23 protein-coding genes are annotated in these 24,620 nt (G+C 39.5%); 7 read left to right on the top strand and 16 right to left on the bottom strand.

Features of this window, described 5'->3' with window-relative positions; genetic code table 11:
- Nucleotides 1-79: 79 nt before the first annotated feature.
- The 11 genes from G6N06_RS09790 to G6N06_RS09740 form a co-directional block, all read right to left on the bottom strand.
- Nucleotides 80-805 carry a DUF3575 domain-containing protein gene (locus G6N06_RS09790; RefSeq protein WP_163516349.1) on the bottom strand — a complete coding sequence of 242 codons (726 nt, stop codon included), beginning with the start codon at nt 803-805 and terminating at the stop codon, nt 80-82.
- A gap of 139 nt (nt 806-944) precedes the next feature.
- Nucleotides 945-1,721 carry a hypothetical protein gene (locus G6N06_RS09785; RefSeq protein ID WP_163516346.1) on the bottom strand — a complete coding sequence of 259 codons (777 nt, stop codon included), beginning with the start codon at nt 1,719-1,721 and terminating at the stop codon, nt 945-947.
- Nucleotides 1,722-1,736: 15 nt separating this feature from the next.
- A complete protein-coding gene (locus G6N06_RS09780) occupies nt 1,737-2,249 on the bottom strand; it encodes a glycine zipper family protein (protein WP_163516344.1) in 513 nt (170 codons plus the stop codon).
- 13 nt (nt 2,250-2,262) lie between these two features.
- Complete coding sequence (locus tag G6N06_RS09775; RefSeq protein ID WP_163516342.1) at nt 2,263-2,742, bottom strand: hypothetical protein; 480 nt, start codon at nt 2,740-2,742, stop codon at nt 2,263-2,265.
- Nucleotides 2,743-2,794: 52 nt separating this feature from the next.
- Nucleotides 2,795-3,607, bottom strand: a complete 813-nt coding sequence (locus tag G6N06_RS09770) for a transporter (protein WP_163516340.1) — start codon at nt 3,605-3,607, stop codon at nt 2,795-2,797.
- A gap of 91 nt (nt 3,608-3,698) precedes the next feature.
- Complete coding sequence (locus G6N06_RS09765) at nt 3,699-4,466, bottom strand: hypothetical protein (RefSeq protein WP_163516338.1); 768 nt, start codon at nt 4,464-4,466, stop codon at nt 3,699-3,701.
- A gap of 11 nt (nt 4,467-4,477) precedes the next feature.
- A complete protein-coding gene (locus G6N06_RS09760; protein WP_163516336.1) occupies nt 4,478-5,344 on the bottom strand; it encodes a pentapeptide repeat-containing protein in 867 nt (288 codons plus the stop codon).
- A 44-nt stretch (nt 5,345-5,388) separates the two neighbouring features.
- Nucleotides 5,389-5,772: a DUF1622 domain-containing protein gene (locus tag G6N06_RS09755; RefSeq protein ID WP_163516334.1), complete on the bottom strand. Its 384-nt coding sequence runs from the start codon at nt 5,770-5,772 to the stop codon at nt 5,389-5,391.
- Nucleotides 5,773-5,783: 11 nt separating this feature from the next.
- Entirely contained in the window at nt 5,784-6,179 is a 396-nt protein-coding gene (locus tag G6N06_RS09750) for a YidH family protein (protein ID WP_163516331.1), read from the bottom strand.
- Between the two features lie 118 nt (nt 6,180-6,297).
- Nucleotides 6,298-7,737: a DUF1254 domain-containing protein gene (locus G6N06_RS09745; RefSeq protein ID WP_163516329.1), complete on the bottom strand. Its 1,440-nt coding sequence runs from the start codon at nt 7,735-7,737 to the stop codon at nt 6,298-6,300.
- A 72-nt stretch (nt 7,738-7,809) separates the two neighbouring features.
- Nucleotides 7,810-9,273 carry a DUF1254 domain-containing protein gene (locus tag G6N06_RS09740; protein ID WP_163516328.1) on the bottom strand — a complete coding sequence of 488 codons (1,464 nt, stop codon included), beginning with the start codon at nt 9,271-9,273 and terminating at the stop codon, nt 7,810-7,812.
- Nucleotides 9,274-9,673: 400 nt separating this feature from the next.
- Between G6N06_RS09740 and G6N06_RS09735 the strand changes: the two genes are divergently transcribed.
- Nucleotides 9,674-11,329: a tetratricopeptide repeat protein gene (locus tag G6N06_RS09735; protein ID WP_163516326.1), complete on the top strand. Its 1,656-nt coding sequence runs from the start codon at nt 9,674-9,676 to the stop codon at nt 11,327-11,329.
- 175 nt (nt 11,330-11,504) lie between these two features.
- On the opposite strand, the gene G6N06_RS09730 is transcribed toward G6N06_RS09735, so the two are convergent.
- Nucleotides 11,505-13,883, bottom strand: a complete 2,379-nt coding sequence (locus G6N06_RS09730) for an arylsulfatase (RefSeq protein WP_205334753.1) — start codon at nt 13,881-13,883, stop codon at nt 11,505-11,507.
- A gap of 220 nt (nt 13,884-14,103) precedes the next feature.
- Here G6N06_RS09730 and G6N06_RS09725 point away from each other — a divergent pair, with 220 nt between their 5' ends.
- From G6N06_RS09725 to G6N06_RS09715, 3 genes are all read left to right on the top strand, one after another.
- Nucleotides 14,104-14,805, top strand: coding sequence for a hypothetical protein (locus G6N06_RS09725; protein WP_163516324.1), 702 nt, complete (start codon nt 14,104-14,106; stop codon nt 14,803-14,805).
- A 45-nt stretch (nt 14,806-14,850) separates the two neighbouring features.
- Nucleotides 14,851-15,762, top strand: coding sequence for a tetratricopeptide repeat protein (locus G6N06_RS09720; RefSeq protein WP_163516322.1), 912 nt, complete (start codon nt 14,851-14,853; stop codon nt 15,760-15,762).
- Between the two features lie 206 nt (nt 15,763-15,968).
- On the top strand, nt 15,969-16,217 hold the full coding sequence (locus G6N06_RS09715) for a hypothetical protein (protein WP_163516319.1): 249 nt from the start codon (nt 15,969-15,971) through the stop codon (nt 16,215-16,217).
- A gap of 55 nt (nt 16,218-16,272) precedes the next feature.
- Here G6N06_RS09715 and G6N06_RS09710 read toward each other — a convergent pair whose 3' ends face one another.
- On the bottom strand, nt 16,273-16,920 hold the full coding sequence (locus G6N06_RS09710) for an SDR family NAD(P)-dependent oxidoreductase (RefSeq protein WP_163516317.1): 648 nt from the start codon (nt 16,918-16,920) through the stop codon (nt 16,273-16,275).
- Nucleotides 16,921-17,359: 439 nt separating this feature from the next.
- Complete coding sequence (locus G6N06_RS09705) at nt 17,360-18,325, bottom strand: sterol desaturase family protein (protein WP_240338026.1); 966 nt, start codon at nt 18,323-18,325, stop codon at nt 17,360-17,362.
- Between the two features lie 135 nt (nt 18,326-18,460).
- On the opposite strand from G6N06_RS09705, the gene G6N06_RS09700 reads away from it, so the two are divergent.
- From G6N06_RS09700 to G6N06_RS09690, 3 genes are all read left to right on the top strand, one after another.
- Nucleotides 18,461-19,495 (top strand): o-succinylbenzoate synthase, encoded by a 1,035-nt coding sequence (locus G6N06_RS09700; RefSeq protein WP_163516538.1) that lies wholly within the window; start codon nt 18,461-18,463, stop codon nt 19,493-19,495.
- A 6-nt stretch (nt 19,496-19,501) separates the two neighbouring features.
- Complete coding sequence (locus tag G6N06_RS09695; RefSeq protein WP_163516315.1) at nt 19,502-20,488, top strand: CPBP family intramembrane glutamic endopeptidase; 987 nt, start codon at nt 19,502-19,504, stop codon at nt 20,486-20,488.
- Between the two features lie 92 nt (nt 20,489-20,580).
- Entirely contained in the window at nt 20,581-21,651 is a 1,071-nt protein-coding gene (locus G6N06_RS09690; RefSeq protein ID WP_163516313.1) for an AMP-binding protein, read from the top strand.
- Between the two features lie 46 nt (nt 21,652-21,697).
- On the opposite strand, the gene G6N06_RS09685 is transcribed toward G6N06_RS09690, so the two are convergent.
- Nucleotides 21,698-22,978, bottom strand: a complete 1,281-nt coding sequence (locus tag G6N06_RS09685; protein WP_163516312.1) for an MFS transporter — start codon at nt 22,976-22,978, stop codon at nt 21,698-21,700.
- Complete coding sequence (locus tag G6N06_RS09680) at nt 22,978-24,606, bottom strand: acyl-CoA carboxylase subunit beta (protein WP_163516310.1); 1,629 nt, start codon at nt 24,604-24,606, stop codon at nt 22,978-22,980. The genes G6N06_RS09685 and G6N06_RS09680 overlap by 1 nt, the downstream gene beginning before the upstream one ends.
- Between the last annotated feature and the right edge of the window lie 14 nt (nt 24,607-24,620).

Genomic DNA, 24,620 nt, shown 5'->3' with positions numbered 1-24,620 from the left:
ATTTTAATTGTTTTAAATAGTTAAACTGAAATTATATAATTGAGTAAAAAATTATGGTGATAGGTCATTATTTAGGCCATTAGAATGAATAGCCCAAGGAAATGCCATATCTCATGGTTAATAAATTGAAATTTGATTTTCTATGGGCGGCACTAAATCTAAAGTCGCCATCCAAGTAATCGAAAATATGATACTTGTCGAGAGCTTCATTTAAATCCTCATAAAACTCATCAGGTAAATCCTTTTTGTTGTCAATTGTAAATCCGTAAAAACCTGTTCCTGGTCCTGCAATCAAAAAATCAATTGAAAATTTTTCAGACACCGGTAATTTATAGCCCACCATAAACCCAATGGAGGTGACCTTAATTTTGGCATCAAATTCGATGTCGTAATTCTCAAGTGCATCATTGATATAGCGCCCGTCAAAATCGGTTTCGTACTGCGAATACTTTAGATACGCACCTACATAGAAACCTTTCATGTTTGCTACCCCATCTTTACGAAAATAGTAGCGTATTTCGGGGATGATTTTAAATCCGGTATAGGTGATTTCATTTGTTTTAATTTTTTCCGTATCCAATCCGGAGAGACTAATTAGGCCGTGTTCACTTTTATATCCTACGCCAATGCCCCATGAAAAATGTTCTGAAATGGCGCGTTCGTAAGTTACTTGAAGTGCCCCATCTATGATGTCAGAGATGACAATGCTTATTTCGTTTTTTTTTGTTTTATCCTCAATAACATCCTGACCCCGACAATAGGTAAAGACAAAGAGAAAAATAAGCGAAAGGTTTAACGTTTTCATGAGATATGTATTTTTGACTTATGAAATCGAGGAACTAATTCCTTTATAATCTATCATCTCGTTTTGATTAAGATGATTGAACATCTTTCAATGGTGTATCCACTTTCTACTTTTAAATAGGTTGTGCCTTACGCTATTGTTATTTCTTTTGTGCCATGGGCATAAATGAATATTGTGGTAAATACCACCCTTCAATGGTTTCGGTAGCGCTGACAAGATCCATCATGGCCAACCATAAAACGGTACCTTCATCACCCAAGAGGTCAATACTTTCTTGAAGTTCCATTTGGTAATCTAAAGGAGATTTAGACCAGGTGGTAAACATAACCACGGGTTGATCCAACCCGATCACGGCTCTAAACACTCTGAACCCGCTTTTAACGCCCTTGTTTTTGTAAAGATTTTTATAAGCTAAGAGAAGCTTTTCCGCTTCCTTTTCAGTACCAGGTTCAAAATACAGATAGTTCCATCTGCGGTAAGGAGCCTCTTCTAACCAGACGTTTCCATCAGTGACATAAGATAATTCAGGTTCGTACTTGACAACATAGTACTTGACACTTTCTATTGCCGAGTTTAAATAAGACCAAATCACATCGAATTCTGCCGATTTTTGATCACCGATAACGAAGGTTTTTAAGCCACCTTCAATATCATTTAAATCTATTAAAGGCGTAACGTGCGAATAAAAATTATTGTCCTGAACTTGCGTCATATAATTGACGTGCTTGACGTTATTATTGCCCAAAAACTGCTTTAACTCAAGAAGCGATGTTTCATACGCTGCCGCTTGACTTGGTTTTACATCGTCTTGTCTTACCAATAAATAGTTTAAGTCTTTGTCGGATATTTGTGCATCTACCGATTGAAATCCGAGAATTAAGAAAAGTGATAGTATGAGTTTTATTGTTTTCATCATTTGAAATTTTGTGGATTATTTAACGGTGTAATTTTTTCCTTCCAAACACGCTTCAAAAGCTTTTTTAAAGCCATCTTCCATGTTTTTATTGACATTTGCAGCTTGTTGGTTGGCTTGGTTTTGTTCTGATGCTTTTGCCATCGCTCCACGTCTGTGTCCCAAAACAGATCCACTGACAGCACCAATGGCTGCTCCTTTTCCGGCATCCCCAGAAATAGATCCAATAGCTAACCCAACCAAAGCACCACCTGCTGCTCCTTTTACTGCCGAACCATCAGGACCTTGATCCACTTCTTTGGCTTGCACTTTAGTGGGATTAATTGGATCATACCCTGATTGTTGAACCGCCCAGGTATAGCAATCGGACATGTCTTTTTCCTGTTGTGCACTTGACTGGTCTTTTGTTGGGAATACATAAACGCCTATCTTTTTAGCAACGGCCTCCCCAGCACTTTGAGCAACTGAATTTGAGGTAACGCTTATAAAGAAAACTGCGAGTCCTATTTTTAAAATTGTCTGTTTCATCATTTTTATTATTTAATTAGTTATTGAGTTCGCCGATAAATGGAATTTCTTCAAAAATGGCAGATCTAATTTCAGAAAGGAAAAACCCTTCCAATTGAAAGAACTGTGCGGCCACTTTGGCACCAGAAGCTTTCTTTACTTTTTTATAATATTGATCCATTAATTTGTCGTGGCCATCTCGGAGAGCGATCATCTTTTTAATAGTAGTGTCATAGGTGGTATCATCTAAACCATCGTAGTTATCAACATAGTTCATCAAAGCGTTAATTCGATCTTTGCCCAATTCTTTACGTTTGGTTTCATACTCATCATATAGAACCCAAAATGGATCTGCGCTGTCAACTCCTATAAAGTCGGCAACAATGGCTTTTTTTTCCATTCCGAAAATGGATTGGTATAAATCTGTCTCCTCCTTGGCAGATTGTGCATTTACATTATGGCACAGAAATAATGTGATAAAGAGTGCATTTAATAGGTTTAAATTTCTTTTTTTCATGATTTCATGATTTAATGGTTAATGGTTTGTATTATTTAATAATTAATGTTGATTATTTACCAGCTGGAAACAATAAGGTAAACTGTGCTCTAAATCCCCAGTCGGAATTGTTGCCACCCCCGTAAGGAATTCGTGGGCCGACTGAAATTTGTGCACGTTGTTTTCCTAAGGCTATTACTTTGGATCCCCCAATATTAACTGTCCCTGATGTGGCATCTGCCTCCCAGTTTTGGCTCACTTCTGTATTTAGACTTAATGCATAGCCTCCTGGAAAATTTTTCGCCAAAAAAGGTTGAATAAACGTATTGTTAACATCAGCTCTGTCTTCATTGCCTGCTACAGACCATACTTGATTGACCAACAGGCCAACCGTAATTGTACCGACCTGTTTTAGCGCAACCGCAGTTGGTCCGACACCAAATTTTTGACTCCCTAATAAATTATCGGTAGCAGTAGGAATTGAAAGAACAGGCCCAACGCCCCAAATAAGCCCTCCGGAGGTTGGCTCTTTAGGCGAAAAGAATCCGCTCAAGGAAACATCTCCAAGTCCAAACTGGTTGCCACTATTGCCATAAATATCAGATTGGGACACCACTGGTAGAATTATTCGAGTGATTAAATTCCAATCTTCACCGATACTCAAAGGAATGACGGGTTGAATATTTATAATGGATCGATTGCCATTTTCAGGTCCAAATCCGAAATCAAAATTTCCCTGAAATGGAACACTGATAAGACTGGAAATTGGATTTTGTAATTGCTTGGCCAAGGCATCCGCTCCAGCTGTGTCTGTTTGGGGTTGATCTTGTGCAAACGTCACATTTACAATGAATAGGGCGGTGCATAAAAGTGCTATCTTTTTCATATTGTTGTTTTTTTAATTTATTCTTTGTACGTTAAATTGCGAAATGAATCTAATTTTTAAAATTCATGGATTGATAAATTGTTCGATATTACTATAAATTGAAACCAAAACGCACTACAGCACCATAGGTGTCCACATTATAAAGGAAACGGTCGGAACCACTGCCTATATCGTAATCCATACCAATAATTCTATAGCCCAAGGTGGTGTAAAAGAGCTCAGAAAATTGGTATCCAATATCTGCTTGAAGTTGCCAGGTAAAATCTGTTCCAATCCCGAAACCTCCAAAATCTCCTCGAACCTTATAAATCCAATTATCATTAAACTGACCTTGCGTTCTTGCTACAATCACTGGATCCAGCCACGTGGCATCAGTAGAAGCGTTTCGTTCGTTGACAATACTTTGCGTATTTATTTCCATATCCAAGCTTACCAATCTTAAAGCAATACCTGCATCCAACCATGGCGTTACTTGTCGTAATCCGGCTACTTCAAAAGCCAGTTCCTGCATCGTTACGTCGCCACCGGTAAAAAAGCTTCCTGTTTTGATGTCTTGTCCCAATTTCATATAGATAAAATCAGTACTGATGCTCCAGGTATCATTGGTTGCTTCAAAATATAACATGGCGCCCATTTTCAAGTGCCCCAAAATATCACCGACGTTGGCATCCACTTCAACTGGAGGAATAACCTCACCAATTCCTGTTTCGCCACTCATATTGGGTAACATCATATAAGGTTCTATGAGAAAACTCCAGTCGGTATTTTTATTAGTTGTACTTCCAGGTTGTTGTGCATTAACTGCAACAACCGACAACAGGAAGAAAAGAATTACGAATATTTTGAAATAATTTTTCATAATGTTGAATGTTAATGGACTATTCGTGCTGGCGATTCTTCAATAGAATGCACCTTTTTAGAATTTTCCCAGTTTACGGAACTCGTGTCCGCACCGCTAAAATCGGTGTTATGGATATTTGCGCCGGAAAAATTAGCTCCGGACAAATTGCTGTTGCGAAAAGATGTGCCCAATTTTTTGGTAATGAAATTGGCAATCTTCTTTAAATGTTCAAACCCTGTTGTGCCGGCCAATGCTCTTTTGCTAATCAATGCGCAGGCAATGGCAAGTATGGTCGTACCGATGCCACCTCCCAAATGTTTGCTGATTACGCCACCCGATACCGCCACCAATAAAAAAAGAATATTGGATAGACTGCCCGCAGCAGTCCGGGCGATTGTGCCGACGTAAAACATAATTAATAGTATAAAAAACGCAAGTCCCACGTAGAGCATATTTATCCCACTTCCCAAACCGGTGAGGTAGATGATAAGTGAACTCATCAGTGAAAGGACTACTGCTGGAACAATAAGGTGATAAATGGATTTGGCTCCTCCTTTCCAAAGTGCATAAAAAATAAAAACGATGATCAAAGCGGTAGCAACAATGCCGCCTATTCTGACTTCTGCATCATTTGATTCATACAATCCTCTTAAAGTACTGGCCACTAATGTGGCGAGATATCCTGCAAATAGCGACACGATCAATGCTCCAATAAATAATAAAACTGCATTTAGGGTGGTAATACCGGTTCTCACATTTGTGAAATCTGCACCAGATAGATCGGCATTGCTAAAATCTGCACCACGCAAATCGCTACCTGAAAAACTGACATCGGAAAGTTTCTCATTTCTGAATGAGGACTTTTGAAGATTTTTATTTGAATAATTTCCTGACATAATTCCGTTTTTATTGTATTAGCGGTACTTAATTTTTCTTATTTTCAAGATTGTCGTTCTTCAAACTCTATTTCCGTTTCCTTTACTTCAGCGAGTTCTTTGCTCAGGAAATAATTAAGGAAGGTTCGAATCACAGCTATGGCACCAAGTTCTATAAGATGTGCTGTAGTGGGAGAAATAATGGTTCCCACTATGTCGGCGGCCAATTGAACTTCGAGCGCCACCACCAACCATCCACCAAAGAAATACCTGAAATTGGTGTGAAGTGGAAGCCCGCTTTTTAAACCACTGCGTATTCTACCCGCTTTTACAAGTGAAAGAATAAACCCAGTGACAATTGTAATAAGCGAAATTGCGTTCAGAAGAACTTCTGTCAACTCTCCCCAGTGATCCAATATTGATTTAATATCTGCAACAAAATCTTCCATAACTTTAATTATCATTGCCTGAATAGGATTCCAACCAACATTAAAAGACCAAACACCAAAACCAAAACCGCAAGTATTTGGGTGTATGGACGATTCATGTTTGGGTAATTTATTTTCATTCTTTTTACCATCGTATTATAGTCCATCAAACCCATAATTAGAGCCAACATGCCAATGCCTATCAAGATCAATCCCACAGTTCTCGGGCTTAATAGTCTTGCTTGAGACGGATGTTTATCAACAACTTCACTTAGAAACTTATAAATAGTAAATCCGAAAGAGATCAAGGTTATTGCAGTTCGAGTCCAAGCCATTAAGGTCCGGTTTTCGGCAAGAAAGGTCCGCTCAAAAGCAAGATCTGTACTGCTTATGGCCTGTTCTTCCGGTATTTCTTTTTTTACTTCCATGTTCGATGTTATCTTTTAGAAAATTTCTAAATCCGTTTTAACTGTAATTCAAATGGCTACTACATTTTTCTTGACCCAACGACTTACCCATAATCGAATAAGCCATAGGCTCGCAAGATCAATCGGCTACTTTAACTCCTGGAGGTCCCCAACTACCTTTGCCGGGAGGCAATACGGAAGAAGCCTCCGTGGCCGGCGATGGATAGTACAAACGAAGGGCTAAATAAATGGGTCCAGCAGGTGCTGGTAACCAATTGGATTCTTTGTCTTTGCCCGGTGAATCCTTTTGAAGGTAAAGCGTTAACGAACCGTCATTGTTTTTCTTCATGTCTGAAAGCATAGGAGAATTAATTAGATAACGATCGATAGGGTTTTCGACGAGGAATTGGCTATCACCATAATACATTGTCACCGACCAAAAGGCATTGACAGGTGGAAGCGAACCTGCAGGAAATGTGAGTGTATAGTTATGTTTACTACCATCCAAAACTCCCCCGTCGGCGTCCTTTCGACCCAATAGATACATGGCCTCGGAAGCATTATTACCGTAAATACCAGCCTTGGCACCTCCAGCTCGTTTAAGCCAATCCCCATTATAGAAATCGACATCGCCCCACAAAGAACCTACCTGCCAACCATTAACGTCGGTTGCCCCGCTGGCCACGTATTGATTAATCTTGTCGTCTCCAGCTTTCATTCCATCCAACATAGCTTGTTGTTGTTCTGCGGACAGATCTTTTATATCGAATTCTTTTCCTGTTCCAATGCCGATCTTGGAAAGCCTGTTGCGTATATCCTTGTCTTGATTGGATTCTGGTATATACTTAAGTGCGGCGTTGAGGTAGGTCCAAAAATTGGCCTTAACCCCTGAGGATTTGGCAGGTAGAAAGTCAATTTTTGGGGCCGACTGTGGTGCCGATGTACCTTGAAATGCAGAAAGGGTTTGAATTTTATATCCATTCTGAACCTTTATAACATTGGGCATGTCTTGAGCATCAAAAAGCTGAGTACGAAAAACGACCAGTAAAAATGGAGTAGTAGAGTGGAATACCTGTCCTACGTCATTTGGTTTTTCGCCTTTCCAGTCAGGGCCTGCAACGGCATAAGAACCTGCATCATTGCCAGTGGCACGGCTGCCGATGTAACCAATGTTGTAAACGTTGCCATCCACCAATTGCGCGGAATAGTAACGACCTTTATCCACCTTTGGTACAGTAATTACAACAGGTTCAGCGCGCAAATCCAACCAGGCCAATGAATATGGGGTATCGCTATTTGGACTAAGAACAGCCAAATCCTTATAGGTAAACAAACGCGGCTCATTTTTGATATGGTTAAATGGTGCCTTGAACTGATTGGAAGTCGTATCAACGGCATATTCGTTCATAATGGCATAATTCATCACTAAAGGCAAGCCGAAAATAAATCCGTCTTCGGCGAGGGTCTTGAGCTGCCCAAGGCTAAGCTTGCTGCTCCCATTACCAGCCTTTTTGTCATTTTGTTCGGAATTGGTGATCATTGTAAAGACCCCAATAGTTTTTAATAAATTTGTTTTCATAGTTCTCGTTTTAATAGTTTATAAATTCTTCTCTTATGGAATATTGATTGCTTGCTTAAATAGCAAAAAATGTTATTTTACCAATTCAACCTCACTTGGTCGCCATACCTTCTCTATCCAAGGTTCCAGTGGTCCATACATTCGTAAGATAACGAACCAACTTTTTCCTGGTACGGTTTCTACCCAATTGCCTTCTTTCCCGGTGGGCGTTTCTGGTGCGAAATAGACATCGTAAGATCCATCTTCATTCTTTTGTATACCCTTGTCCTGACTGCCCACCGTTGGAAATGGCTGCTTGGTTTCCAATAAGGAGCGTGTTTGCGTATCATAAAGGGTTACTGCCCAGAAATCGTTTACGGGTACATTTGGAGGTAGATGCAACTTATAGGTTTTGGATCCATCGAAAGGGTTTTTATCGGCATCCAAGAGTGCCATCGCATAATCTGAACCCACACCTGCTCGTGTTAATGCCATTGCAGGGGTTACACCAGTGGCGTTGTAAAGAAATAAAACACGCGCATCCTGATTCATCGCTCCATCTGTAATAAAAGAGGTGTTTTTATGAGCATACCCCATAGACCAAGCGCTATTTGTATCGGGATAGATCATCACGCCATCAAATCGTGGACGGTAGGTGATAGCTCGTGCCGTAGCCGCTCCAATATCTGCTGCTTCAATCAATATTTTTTGCATACGGGCATCAGGTTTAAAAGGTTTTCCCTTTACAATGCCAATAGCTGCCAATGTGCCTCGTGTTTCAGGATCGATGGCATCGATTGGCTCTTCCTGTATTACTTGATTAAGGCCCTCGTAAAAGTTTAAACCTCGGGTAATAACAGTGCTGTAATTTCTTGGCGACCAATTCACGAATTCTGTGGCGGGGGGATTAGATACCTTGGATAACGGATAAATTTTCAGTCCCGATTTGATGTTTTCTACGGCTGTTTCCAGACCTTTGGCAATTGAACCTCGCAAAAACATCAAGTTATGGAAAGTTGTCGTCCTGACTACAAAATATCCATCGGGCACATCACCTGTATAATGGGGAGGCAACATCAAATATTTACCTCCTTGACCTTTGTCAGGTCCGGGAAGCCCCATGTTTTCGACGAAACGAAACCAGGCATCATCGATAAACCCAAGCATTCCAGGTGGAAGATCAACCACCAGAGGCCCATCAATATCCAGATCGAGATAGGTTAGTGCATAAAGCGTAGACGTATTGCCCGTCAAGTAAAGAGAATTTGCCTTTAGAAGTTGTTCTGTAATACTCACTTTATTGGCAGTTACACCAATCTCCGAATTTCCCTTACGCATGGCAAATAGAGATGCGGCCCCTTGGTTGTCAAGAAATACTTGAACTCCACGCGAACGGTCAAGATTGTCATAGAGCTTAGCGATGGTTTCGTCAGTAGGTACACCATCAAAGAATTCAAGATTGCCAATAGAGGTCTCCACGTGATCAGGCATTCCAATTGACTCTAATAATTCCTTAGATATTTTGTCTTTTTGAGAGTTGTTTTCTGGTTTTTCCATGATTATTTTTTTTTGACTATAGTCCCTTAATTAAAGTTTTACATTATAAAAAGTAGTACGCATTGTTAAAACGATACACATTTGGTTCATCAAAAAGGATAGACTTTAAAAAACTTTAAATTCACTTGAAAATTTTTAAAATGGAGCTCCAGCCTATATGGTATCAAATGTTAAAATGCGCTAAGTGATTATCAAAAATACATAGATACGATTAGCTGTGTAAGTGTAATACGGTTACTTAACGGTTAAATCCATTTGTTAAATCGTACCGATAAGAACCATAGATTTAGTGGTTTACGAATAAAAAAAATCCACTGCCCTCTAAAATTTAACTATCTTGGTCTCCATTTTAATGCAATCACTAAGAAATAGTGCCATTCAAAATTGTTACCTATTATAAATGCAAGGAGATTCAAGCAAACCTGAATTATCAAATTTCACGAAAGAAGAAATTCGCGAAGAATTGGACCGTATTCTGTCGAGTGAAATGTTTTCTCGCTCTTCGGTATTATCCAATTTCTTAAAATTTATAGTGGAAGAAACCATTGAGGGTGACACTGAAAATTTAAAGGAATATACCATTGCCGTAAGTGCATTGGGGAAAGCTGATGACTTTAATCCGCAGATAGATGCTATCGTCAGAATACATGCAGGAAGGCTCCGACGATTGCTAAACGATTACTACAAGGGTCCTGGACTAAATAATTCGGTAAAAATTGAAGTGGTAAAAGGCACCTACGTACCTGCTTTTAGGTCGCAATCAGTTCAATCCTCCAATTTTAAGCAGGAGGACACAGAAAAAAAACACGGTCTTAAAGCGATTGAGCTTTCACCTACGCCTACAGTTTATTCACGTTCAAAACTAACGCTTGCGGTTCTTCCGTTTCGAAATTTATGTCCGGATGATGAATATCAGTTTTTTGTGGATGGTTTTGGAGAAGAACTTACAAGAATATTTAGTGCCGAAGAAGATATTGCGGTGGTTGCCCATTTCTCTTCTCTAAAATATGCGAGTATCTCTGAAGATATCCGCGTGATAGGTGCCGACTTGGGGGTTCATTACGTCATCACCGGATCGGTAAAACGTTCCAATAAGGAGATTAGAGTGAATGTAGCTTTGATTGAAACTGTGAAAGGCATTCAAATTTGGTCAAAAAATTACACCCACGATCTGGAAAAAAATGATATGATCGATATACAGGATCAAATTGATCATGATGTTTTTTCAATTTTAAGTGGTCAATATGGATTTATAGTTAGAACCACATTAGGTTTGGTTGAATCTGATATGAAGCAAGATATACAATCTTTTGATGCTTTATTATGGAACTATTACGCCCAAATGACCCATGGCAAGGACGACTGTCTAAAAAGTAGATACGCATTGGAAAAGGCCCTTGAAAAGGATCCAAATAACGTCATGTGTCTGGTAGTATTGGGAGATACTTATTTATTTACACACTCACTTGGGTATCCAAATATTAAAGATCCAATAAATGAAGCCATCAAACTAATAAAAAAAGCTATAAAACTTGAGCCTCGTTCCCAATACGCCCACATTATATATGGTTGGGCAAACATCTACTTGGGAGATAAGAAAGCGTCAATTAAGGCTTTTGAAAACAGTATAAAATTAGGTTATTCTTCAGCTTCGGTGGATGGGCAACTGGGTTTTGGTTTTGCCTGTTTGGGTGAATATAAGCGGGCTCAATTTTTGTTGCATAAATCATTGGATTTAAACCCTTATTGCCCATGGTGGTATTATTTGGGTTTTTTCCTTGTTTATTATCATTTAGGTAATTATACAGAAGCCTTGAAGTACGCCCAAAAAATTGATGTTTCCGAAGATGTGTTTTTGGACCCTTTGCTTAAAGTTGCGGCAATGGGACAATTGGGATTGTTATTGGAAGCCCAACTAAGTGTACAAAGAATAAACGAAAATTTTTCACAAATTATGAATAATCTGGAGGCTACGCTTAGCACCTTTCTACTTGATAAAGTTATAATTGAAGAAATTATTCAGGGAGCCAAAAAAGCGGGGGTTAATATTAATTAACCTTTTAATTACCCATTCGTTGTCAGAATTGGTGTCTTCTTTGCTGAACCTATTGTTACAACAATTTTTCAGAATACGCATCTCTTTAAAGTAAACTAGTTATATGATAGGTTTAAAAATATAAACGGTCACCCCTGATTATTGAGGTGAACGTTTATCTTATTTAAAGATTCTTCTATTTTTTAGGATACCAAACCTTTGAAGTACCTAAGGTTCCATTATACTTAAATGGCGCTTTATCATAATAATCTATAGATACAGGTGAGCCCAAGTCAATTCCAAAATCTAAACAATCATTTGCTGTAAATGCGAATGCTGCTGTTATTGGCACTTGACCATTAGCCACTTCTTTCCCATTAACTTTCAATGAGACGTTTAGCGCCGATCCACGTTGAGGAGAGGCCAATCTAGAAACCACTTCTATAGCAACTTTACCAGTTGGTAATTTGGTTTTAGACTTGATTTGAGTACGATCAATTTCAAATAGATTATACTCATAGCTTAAATAACCATCTACTACATAAAGCGATAGGCCGCCTGAAAACCCACCAAGTGCATATAGTACACCATTGGCATTTTCTGGAACAGTGATGTCCATGCTTACATTATTATCGAACTTACCCAGTTTTGGTGCAGTAAATTCAGGCATGCGCTCTATACGACCGCTAAAAGTCCAGTCTGTATAAGGTGTTGCGGGAGCATCTTCAGGATGGTAAATAATTGACCACAAGCCTCCTCCAATTGGAAGGTTTTTATTCTTGGCAGATTCTACCAAAAACATATTCTTCATTTCTGCAAGTTTCTTTGGATTCTTTTTGGAAAGGTCATTTGCCTGACTCCAATCTTCATTAATATTATAGAGCTCCCAAGAATCTTCTTCAGGATTCCATGTTGCAGCTCCATCAGGAATTCCGGGAACCCACGGATTACGAAGACCGAATGCCGAAGCAAACCATCCGTCATAATACAATCCGCGGCTTCCCATGATGTCAAAAAACTGCAAAGTTCTCGTTCCTTTAGCATTAGGATCGTTGAAAGTATAATCCATACTAACGCCATTGATAGGATCTTGTGTAAAACCATTTACCATCAATGGTTCTTGAATTTCTACGGCATCGTAAATAGTTGGTGCGATGTCAATGACATGGTGAAACTGAGATCTTGGTGTGTTGTCATGCTTAATCTTCTTAGGCCAGGAAACTGCCATAGGTTGACGTGTGCCACCAAAGTGGGCAGCAATCAATTTTGTGGATTTGTAGGGCGTTGAACCTGCCCAAGCCCATCCAGCGTGGTACATATTATCTGTTTTTGGTGAGCCTAAAGCGTCCATACCGCCAAGTTCTTCTAAAGCGTCAAGATGCTGTTGGATAGTTGTAGGTATACTGTTTTGAGCTAACAATTCACTTATGGTTCCATTTTGTCCTTCTGCAGAGGAGCCATTATCACCCCATATATAAAAAATAAGAGTGTTGTCCATTTTGCCTTGGTTTTCTATTTCATCAAGAAGCAAACCTACATTATAATCTGTATGTTCAGAAAACCCAGCCATAACTTCCATTAATCGGCTCTGGAATGGTTTTTCAGATTCAGGAATATCATCCCAGGCTGCCATGGTTTCATTACGCTCAGTTAACTTCGCATCTTGAGGAATCCATCCCAATTCCTTTTGTCTCTTAAAAGCTCTTTTGCGGTATTCGTCCCAGCCGTCGTCAAATTTACCTTTATATTTATCTGCCCATTCCTTGGCGACATGGTGTGGTCCATGTACTGCTCCTGGCGCCCAGTACATTAGGAAAGGCTTATCTGGCGAAAAAGCCTGTTGTTCTCTTAACCATTTTATGGCATCATCGGTGATATCCTCTGTGAGGTGATAGTAGTCGTGATCTCGGGTTGTATGTGGATGTGCAACAGGAGTCGTATTACGTACCATATGTGGTTCGTATTGAGATGCTTCACCAGCTAAGAAACCATAAAAATATTCAAAACCATATCCGGTAGGCCAGTAATCAAATGGTCCTTTTGATGTGGTTTGCTCTGCAGGGGTGTTGTGCCATTTTCCAAAAGCACTGGTGTTATAGCCATACGCTTTTAAAACTTCAGCAATGGTTGCAGAAGTTTTAGGAATGGTGCCGCTAAACCCATCCCAATCGTTAGCTATTTCAGCTATCTGACCGTTTCCTACCACCGTATGATTTCTACCTGTAAGAATGGAAGCTCTTGTTGGGGAACACATGGCTGTGGAGTGAAATCTGTTATAAGAAATCCCTTGATTTGCCACTCGACTTAAATTGGGTGTATTTATTTCACCTCCATAAGTGGATGGAGTGGCAGGTCCTACGTCGTCAATAAGAATGATAAGTATATTGGGAGCATCTTTTGCAAGACGCTGTGGCTCCACTCTTTTTTTATAGGTGGAAGTTTTCATTGTTAATCCAGCCTGACTGGCCGATGGTGTAGGAGGAAAGGGCAGAACATCCTGTCCTAACACCATATTAGGCGCGATAAAGAACATGATTGCTGTGATAATGATTGAGAATGCAGTTTTTGTTTTCATTGGTTGTAGTATTAAATAGACATTCAAATTTAAATCTATAACCTTAACCATATAAGTTAAATACGGTTACTTAACGGTAAAACTGAGTTTTAAAACAGAGCGGTTTACTCTGCGATTTTGTAAGAAAATGGAAACTAATTTTGTTAATTTTAAGTATATTTGATGGTAATAATTCAATCCACACCTCTTTAGTATAAATATGTTCTTACTTTCCTTATAAATGCAGCAAAATTTACCAGAAAAACACATCCTATCTGACTCCACCAAAAGTAAAATCCAAAAAGCGTTGGAACTTGTTATGACCAGTGAATTGTTTTCCCGTTCTGCTGTTCTTAAAAATTTTTTAAAATTTATTGTTGAAGAAACTTTAAAAGGTAATACAGATGGGCTCAAGGAATATACCATTGCCGTAAATGCATTGGGAAAACCTGACGATTTTAATCCACAAATTGACGCCATCGTCCGTATTCATGCCGGCAGACTTAGAAGATTGCTGAACGAATATTATCGTGGCCCGGGGGTTTCAGATCAACTTAAGATTGAAGTCATAAAGGGAACCTATGTGCCGGTTTTTAGAAAACAGGCAATCAGCCATCTCCTTGAAAAACCGCATAAGGAAACAACGCTTGCCCAGGTTCAAAAATCAGAAGTAAAAGTTGATACCAAGCCTCCGGTTTATACAAGATCAAAGCTTACCCTTGCCATTTTGCCTTTTCGTAACTTATGGCCTAATGGTGAATATCAGTTTTTTGTAGATGGCTTTGGTGAAGAGCTTACCCAACTCTTTAGTAACTTTCAGGATATTGACGTCATTGCCCACCATTCGGCTCGAAAGTATGCCGATAACCCTGAGGATGTCCGGATTATAGGTTCTGATTTAGGGGTACATTATATTATTACAGGTTCCGTAAAACGATCGTAAGAAAACATTCGCGTAAATGCCCAATTGATAAAAACCGTGAATGGGATGCAGATTTGGTCCAATTCCTATAGCTATCCTTTAAATATTGAAAACCTTACTTCAATTCAAGATCAAATAGTTGAAAATATATGTTTTGTATTGGGAGGGTATTACGGATGTATCATTAAAGATAATTCCAAATCAACACGGCAAAGTGCCTCCAATATAAATTCATTTGATGCAGCCTTTTGGAACTACTATTTCCATATGAATTACTCTAAGGAAACCTATATGAAAACCCGAGAAGCTTTGGAAAGGGCGGTGGAGAGTGATCCTAATTATGCCACAGGATTGGCAATGCTTGCAGAGTTGTATGTACTTGCCCAATCTCTTGGTTATCCAACTGTTAAAGAGCCGTTAAAAGTAGCGCTTGAACTTACCCAAAAAGCATTGCGTATAGATCCACAGTGCCAACATGCCAATCACGAGTACGGTTGGCTTCAAGTGTATTTACAGAATAAAGATGAGGCCATTAAGGGCTTAGAATATGCCTTGTCCCTAAATCCCACCTCGGTATCATTAATGGGTGGTATTGGATTTAATTTGGCCTGCGCTGGAGAATATAAGCGTGCTGAGGTTTTACTTACCAAGTCTTTTGACCTTAATCCGCATTGTCCATGGTGGTTTTATTTCGGTTTCTTTCTGGTTCATTTTCATAAAAAAAATTACAAAAAAGCGCTTGAATATGCCAATAAAATCGAACCTGTTGATGTATTCCTTGATCCCCTTACTAAAGCCTCAGCCAAGGGCCAACTTGGAATGATTGCAGATGCACAGGATCATATTAGATTGTTGAATGAAAGTTTTTCTGAAAAAGTAAAATACCTCTATCCAACCTTGGATGCATTTTTACTGGATAAACCTTTGATAAAAGATATTATTGAAGGCGCAAAAAAAGCGGGACTTCATACGGCATAACGGCATAACACGACTTAGCAGGATGTATCTATAATAGAAATTTGTGAAATTTTCAGTTTTGATAAAAGTCCACAAAGGCCATTATAGCGGGACTTTATCAGAAATTACAACCCATCTTTTAACCGTTAAGTAACCGTGTAACACTTACAAATAGCATTAAGGTAACCTACATTTACCTTAATCATTTAAACTTCGGATCTTTTCCAATGCATAATAAAGTCATTTCAATTATTCGATTATTTCCGGATTATGAAGAGAAGATAGATTTTCTATTTAAAACCGATGAAAACTTTAGAGATCTATGCGCTGATCATATCTTATGCGCTGCAATGGTATGCGAACTCAAGAAAAAGATGGGACAACGTGCGAAGGATATAGCAGAATATGTCGAATTGCAACAAAGTTTAGAAGAGGAGATTTTTCAGACAATTGTAAAAGACACGGAACATTTGTAATAATTGAAAGTTTATCGTGTTTTCCTCTAATAGCATTTCTTACCTCAATTTCTTCTCATCTCGCCTCATTTCTCAACAAATACCAATGCAAAAACCTCGGTAAAAAGCGTTTTAAATAAACCCCTAAAACCTCAGTTTTACCAATATTAACCTCAAACTTTTCTTTGGCAATCGCTTTGAGCATCCGTTTGGCAAAGACATCCACATCCAATCCATTTTGAGTGGATTCATCTTGGTGTTTTTGTTGGCTGCCATCTCCGGTCAATGCGTTTCTCGCAACATCGGTATTGACAAACCCCGGACAGATCATGGTCACTTTGATGTTGTCTTTGGCATGTTCCAATCTTAAGGTATCGAAAAAACCATGCAGGGCATGCTTGGCACCACAATATCCTGATCGAAGCGGGCTGCTAAATTTTCCCATCACACTTGATACGGTTACAAATTGTCCGGTCTTGCGTTCCACAAAATGGGGCAATAGGGCTTTTGTAAGTGCCACCGTTCCCAAATAATCTACATCCATGAGTTTTTTATAAACCTTTATGTTGGTGTCGATGACCAATGACCGCTGACTGATGCCACCTTTATTGATCAAGATATATTCGGGTAAAGCATTTGGGTCAAAAGTATAGAAATCAAATAGATAGGTAATAGGTATAGCGTATCTATAGCGTATCATCCCTATGGATGATACATACCTCATTGTAGGTATGGTTGGGATATTCTAAAGATTAATCCCTAAAGGGTCATAATCATCTGTAGTCGGCCATCTATATGTGTCATTTCAAACCTTTGCGAAGTACATGTAGCGTTCAGCGCAACCTTTTTGCCACGGGATGGACTAAACCTTAATCAACAATAAGAAGACGACGTCTTGTTCTATGGATTGTAATCCACAACTTTTGGAGTTGATCTGCTCAGGGTGACACCCAAATGTCAATGATAGCACAGACGAACCCCATTCTTACTATGACTTGTAGTTCTTGCTTATCAAGCCTTTAGAATGCTCAGTGTGCCATGATGAAGTTTGCCAGCCTGAATGACAGAGTCGGGCAGGAATTTGATTTTTACACGTAATTGCGCGCAGAGTGACAAGTTGAAAAGAGCCAGTCAATTTAAATGACTGCCGGCCCGCTCGAACATTATTTTTCCTGTGCAACTCCATTCAGGTTAGTGGTGCTGAAAGGCTGCTGACTGCCTACTGCAGACTGTTTACTGCCCACGGTCTCTTTCCATTCCTTACGTAGATCATCGCTCACCTTCCCCGTACCGTCATGTTTCCATCCCGGCGGTTTGACAATATATTTGACCCGATCGAACACCGATTTTTTTCCAGAGAATACATCTTTGCCCATCGCCATCCACTCATGAAAAGCAACTTTTAAAGGGTTATATGTTTTGATATTTGAGACCAAGCCGTAAACAACCTTCTCGTCCTTAAGTTCAGGCTGGAAGGTGCCAAATAGCTTATCCCAAATAATGAAAATTCCCGCATGGTTTCTGTCCAAATACAACGGATTACTGCCGTGATGTACCCGATGATGCGAAGGAGTGTTCATCACTTTCTCAAACCATTTGGGCATTTTGTCGATCGCTTCGGTATGGATCCAGAATTGATACAGCAGACTCACCGACATCTGCAATAAGATCATTCCGGGATGAAACCCGATCAAGGGCAGCCATAACCAGAAAATAAAGGTGTAAAATCCACCAGACCATGTTTGACGTAAGGCAGTGCTCAAATTATAATGTTCGGAAGAATGGTGCACGACGTGAGATGCCCAAAACAATCGGTTTTCATGCGATATGCGATGGAACCAATAGTATGAAAAATCATCGGCAAATAACAAGAGCACAAAACTCCACCAAGCAAAGGGAATGGTGAAAATTCTGAAGTTCTCATAAATCACCATAAAAACCAATAAGACAATAGCTTTGCTGAAAAACCCCAAAAACACATTGCCCAAGCCCATCGCAATAGAGGTAAAGGCATCTTTGGTTTCGTAGGTTTTCTTGTTTTCCTTGATGCTGACATAAAGTTCCAACAACATCGAAATGATGAAAAACGGAATGGCGTAAAGAATAATATTTGGAAACTCAGGCATCATTAATTAAGGGTTATAAAAATTCAGTTTTAATAAACATGGTTATATCTGGAACATATCGTCTTCAAATAGAAACAATCAGAGTCCTCTTTTCATTTCTTAAAAATACAAAATTATTTGACTATTTTTGACCTCAATATGACAGCGACCTACCAAAAACACACACTCAACTTTAAACAAGCCAGCGGAACGTCACGTGGCGTCCTAAAAACGAAGGATACTTGGTTCATTAGTATTGAATTTGAAGGCAAAAAGGGTATTGGCGAATGTGGCATGTTTAGAGGCTTGTCCGTTGATGACCGACCAGATTTTGAGGAAAAACTACAATGGGCCTGTCAAAACATTCATCTTGGTTTGATAAGGCTGCTCAGTGAGTTGGTAGAACTGCCAAGCATCCAATTCGGATTGGAAATGGCATTTACCGATTTAGAAAGCGAGACCAATTTTGAATTGTTTCCTTCCAAATTTACGAAAGGCGATGATGGGATTCCCATAAACGGACTCATTTGGATGGGATCTGAAGCTTTTATGCGAGATCAGATCAAATCGAAAATCGAAGAAGGTTATGATTGTATCAAACTAAAAATTGGTGCCATCGATTTTCAAACGGAATTGGATTTGCTTAAATCCATTAGAACCCAATTTTCCGCAGCCGATATGGAACTGCGTGTGGACGCCAACGGTGCATTTTCGCCTGACGAGGCTTTGGAAAAACTAAAGCGTTTGTCCGATTATCAGTTGCATTCCATAGAACAGCCCATTAAACAGGGTCAAGTAGAGGAAATGGCCAGACTTTGTCAATCCACTCCACTCGATATTGCCTTGGATGAAGAGTTGATTGGAATATTTGATGTCATGGATAAGTATAATTTACTGCAGACCATACAACCGCAGTATATCATTTTAAAACCAACGCTGGTAGGCGGATTTCAAAGTAGCAATGCTTGGATTGAAGCTGCTAAAGGTGGCAACATAGATTATTGGATAACAAGTGCTCTAGAAAGTAATGTAGGATTGAATGCCATTGCGCAATGGACTTACACTTTGCAAAATCCTCGACCTCAAGGGCTTGGAACAGGAGGTTTGTTTACCAATAATATTGAGAGTCCGTTGGAGGTGAAAAATGGTACTTTACGATACAATAAAAAAACAAATTGGAATTTTAATTTATAGGATAATATGTATATAACTCAAGCGTATAAAGGATTACATGAGTGGTGGCGTTATGTGGTTGGTTTGATAATTGCCATCATGGGGGTGTTTATTTTTTCAATTCCCCATGGTATTGGTATTATGTTTAAAACGATGCAAGGCGGTACGATAGACCCGTCCAAAATGGGTGATACCGCCTATCTTATGGGATTGTTTGATTCCAATGTTAACTTAGTGTTTATTTTATTGCCATTTGTTGGCGGATTCTTGTTTTTGCTCGGTGCCGTAAAATGGCTGCACAAACAGTCCATCACCTCGCTGACAACGGCACGGCCAAAAATTGATTGGAAACGCTTTTGGGTCATTTTCTTTTTTTGGGGAATATTGTCTTCAAGTTTGATTTTGGTAGATTATTATATGTCTCCTGAGGACTATGTCTTCAATTTCAAATTGCAACCTTTTTTGATTCTGTGCGTCATTGCCATCCTGTTGGTACCCTTACAGACTAGTTTTGAAGAGTATTTGTTTAGAGGCTATCTCATGCAGGGGATTGGCGTGGTTACTAAATATAAATGGATTCCTTTGGTGATTACTTCTGTTGTCTTCGGTCTGCTGCATATTGCCAATCCAGAAGTTGACAAACTAGGGCCAATTATCATGGTGTATTATATTGGTACAGGATTGTTTTTAGGCATTATGACCTTGATGGATGAAGGACTCGAATTATCATTGGGATTTCACGCGGCCAACAATTTATTTACAGCACTATTGGTCACTGCCGATTGGACTGCCTTTCAGACCCATTCTATTTTCAAAGACTTATCGGATCCGCAAGCCGCAGAGTTCATGGATATATTCATGCCTGTTTTTGTCATGTTTCCAATTATCTTGTTAATTCTTTCAAGAGTCTATAAATGGACGGATTGGAAAGGAAAACTATTTGGAAAAGTCATTGAACCTCCAAAAGAAGAGTATAGAATATTGGAAGAGATCAATGAGATTGGAACTGAATAAATTTTTATATTTTTCCGAGATAGCCGATCTGATTCCGCTTGAAATGAATACCTTCGTTAAGACAACTAATTTAGAATTAAAAAGCCCATAAAATGACGCCAACATTTGATAAAATCCATTTAAAATTCAAATTAAATGCTAATAACTATACTGCTGAGGAACTTAAAGAAGTTGCTTATAGCTTAGTCAAGGAAGGTGCACCTTATGAAAAAGTAATGGGCGATTTTCTAATGGATTGGTTGGACGCCAAAGATTATATCAATGTACGGACATCGGGTTCTACAGGACAACCAAAATTGATGAAAGTGAGCAAGCAAGCCATGGTCAATTCTTCCATTGCCACAGGTGACTATTTTAAAATGGAACCAGGACAAACAGCTTTGCTTTGTCTGCCAACTCATTATATTGCAGGGAAAATGATGTTGGTACGAGCGATGGTATTAGGACTGGAACTTGACTTTGTAGACCCAACAACACAGCCTGTTTTTGATTACGGCAAGACCTACGATTTTTGTGCCATGATTCCCATACAATTGAAAAACACAGTAAAATACATCCACAATATCAAAACCTTGATCATTGGAGGCGCTGCAATATCAAAATCGTTGGAAGCATCCATCCAAGGCCTGAAAACTAAGATATATGCCACTTACGGAATGACTGAAACGGTGAGCCACGTTGCGGTAAGACGAATGAATGGAAAACAGAAAATGGATTATTTCAAGGTGTTCCCTAAAGTCACCATTTCGCAAGATGACAGAGGCTGTTTGATTATTGACGCTCCAAAAGTCACTTCAGAGCGCTTAATTACAAATGATGTGGTGAAATTACATTCCGCTTCAGAGTTTGAATTGATTGGTCGTATTGATAATATAATCAATTCAGGGGGAGTTAAGTTGTTTCCAGAGCAAATTGAAGCCAAGCTTGCTGATCAAATTAAAGAGCGCTTTTTTATCGCTTCTGAACCTGATCCAGACTTAGGTGAAAAACTCATCCTTATTGTAGAAAGTGATGAAAACACTCTGAAAGCTTCTTCTCTTAAAGGGTTGGATAAATTAGAAATTCCTAAAGAAGTTTACGCCCTTCCTAAGTTTAAGGAAACCGCAACGGGTAAAATTCAACGTAAAGAAACACTTAAATTGCTGAAAACGGACGCTCAATGAGGTTTTCATCATTAATTTTTGATTAAGAAAAAAAGGGGTAGCCGGCCTATCTTTCTATAAGTTTCTTTCTGGTTATTATGGAGAACGCCAACGTCGCACAGAAGCCTATTAAAGCGAAAATAGCCATTACTACAAAGACGTGCTGATGTCCCAACTCTCCTGGAGAGTTGTCTAAGAGCACCCCTATCATCGGTCCTGCAAAAATATCTGGTGTATAGCCAACCACTGAGATAAATCCGACTGCGGTGCCGGTAATAGCCAAAGGCAATTTGGCCTCTTCCATGATCGCAAAGTAAAGCACTCTTGTGGCATAGACACCAATGGCCATAAAAACAACTGAAATAACAAATAGACCGATGGTGTTGTCCGAAATAACGCCTGAAGCAAAAAACAAACTGCTCAGCATCATGATTAAGAAACCAATAATGATCCATAAGGAAGCCCGAGTTCTATCGGCCAATAGCCCGATGGCGATTCCAGTTACAGGTCTTATGTAAAGGAGGTAGGTGCCAATCTTTGCGGATCCTATATCGTCGTAACCTAAAACATCTTTGGCGTAAAGACTAAAGATATCGGTAGTTTTATACCCCACATAAGCACATAAAATGATGAGCATCATCAGCCATACTGTTGGGTATTTTAAAACCGATTTGAAATTTTCAAGCGTATATATTTTTTTTTGACTTTGAAATGCTTCAACGTTAGAAGATAAGGGCTTAAGGAAGTAGTACACCAGAATTCCGATAAACAAGATTACAGTAGAAGAGGCCCATATCACATATTTGAAAGCTTTTTGATGACCCAATATCGATGTCTCAGAAACCTGCATTGATATTATATATGAAAAGACCAGAACGCCAAGAGATCCAAAACTTGCGGCGACAAGTCCTCTTCCACCATCTAAAAACCCAAAGGCGAGACCCTGCTTATCTTGTCCGCCCCAAACTCTGGTGGCTTTGATCATGGGTGCCCAAAACAAAAAAATGGTGGTAAATCCGTAATACCCAAACAGCAGTTTCATCGCAAAATAGGAGGGAAAGGTGGCCATATAGAAACCACCGATGGCTGTCATAAAAAGTGCGACTGCCATTAGGGTTCTGGGTGCATATTTGTCTGCTAATGAGCCACCAAAAAAGTATGATATAAATGCAACCACCCCATACACAGAGAAGCAATTGCCCAATTCCAAATTATTGATGTTAAAAACCTCTAAAAAAGTAGGTCGAAAGATACGCGCCAATACAAAGGGAAGCACAAAAATAGCCTCTCCAGCAAAAATTAATAAGAGAATGATAAAAAAGGGCCGTTTGGTTTTTGTGGTGTCCATCACACTTGTAAAACGCCCATATTAAATTTCTTTTCTATAGGTGAATGGTTAGCTGCTTCAATGCCCATACTGATCCAAGTCCTTGTATCCAACGGATCAATAATGGCGTCAGTCCAGATTCTTGCAGCAGCATAGTAAGGTGATACTTGCGCATCATAGCGGTCTTTTATCTTTTTGAAAAGCTCGTCTTCCTGTTCTTTTGTAATGGTTTTACCTTTCTTTTTAAGAGATGCCGTTTCAATTTGGAGCAGTACTTTGGCGGCACTATTGCCACTCATTACGGCCAATTCTGCACTTGGCCAAGCCACAATCAATCGCGGGTCATAGGCTTTTCCACACATCGCATAATTTCCAGCACCGTAACTGTTCCCAATGACAATGGTGAATTTTGGGACTACTGAATTGCTCACCGCATTCACCATTTTCGCACCATCTTTAATAATCCCGCTATGCTCACTTTTACTGCCCACCATAAATCCCGTAACATCCTGTATAAACACCAAAGGAATTTTCTTCTGGTTGCAATTGGCAATAAAACGGGTGGCTTTATCGGCAGAATCGTTATAGATTACACCACCAAATTGCATTTCGCCCTTGGTTGTTTTTACCAATTGACGTTGATTGGCCACAATACCTACCGCCCAGCCATCGATGCGGGCATAGGCTGTGATGATGGTTTTTCCATAACCTGCCTTGTATTCGTCATATTCTGAATCATCCACCAAACGTTTGATGACTTCGTACATGTCGTACTGATCTGTACGACTTCTTGGAATAATGCCGTAGATATCTTCCGGATTTTCTTTTGGTTTTATAGGTTTTGCACGATTATATCCAGCCTTGTCGTAATCGCCAATCTTGTCAATAATATTTTTTATGGTGTCCAGAGCATCTTTGTCATCTTTTGCCTTATAATCGGTGACACCAGAAATCTCGCAATGGGTCGTGGCACCCCCTAAAGTTTCGTTGTCTATAGTTTCGCCAATGGCCGCTTTCACCAAATAACTTCCAGCAAGAAAAATACTACCTGTTTTATCCACAATTAAGGCTTCATCGCTCATGATAGGCAAATACGCACCACCGGCCACACAACTTCCCATCACCGCTGCAATTTGGGTGATGCCCATACTGCTCATAATGGCGTTATTTCTAAAGATGCGGCCAAAGTGTTCCTTATCTGGAAAAATTTCGTCCTGCATCGGTAAATAAACACCTGCAGAATCCACTAAATAAATAATTGGTAATCGGTTTTCAATAGCGATTTCTTGTGCTCTTAAATTCTTTTTTGCTGTGATTGGGAACCAAGCCCCAGCCTTGACTGTGGCATCGTTGGCAACTACAATACATTGCTGTCCTTTAACATAACCTATTTTTACGACCACACCTCCCGAAGGGCATCCCCCGTGTTCTTCATACATGTCTTCGCCCGCAAACGCTGCTATTTCAATGGATTTTGCTTTTGGGTCCAATAGGTAATTGATGCGCTCTCTGGCGGTCATTTTACCTTTTTCATGTTGTTTGTCGATGCTTTTTTGTCCGCCACCCAATTTTACCTTGGCAAGACGTTGGCGTAAAGAAGAGAGTTGAAGTTTGTTGTGATCTTCGTTTTTGTTGAAGTTAAGGTCCATTGCAGTTTTTTAGT

The organism is Gelidibacter japonicus, assembly GCF_010725055.1.
GTDB lineage: Bacteria > Bacteroidota > Bacteroidia > Flavobacteriales > Flavobacteriaceae > Gelidibacter > Gelidibacter japonicus.
This window is presented reverse-complemented; position numbering and strand designations above follow the sequence as displayed.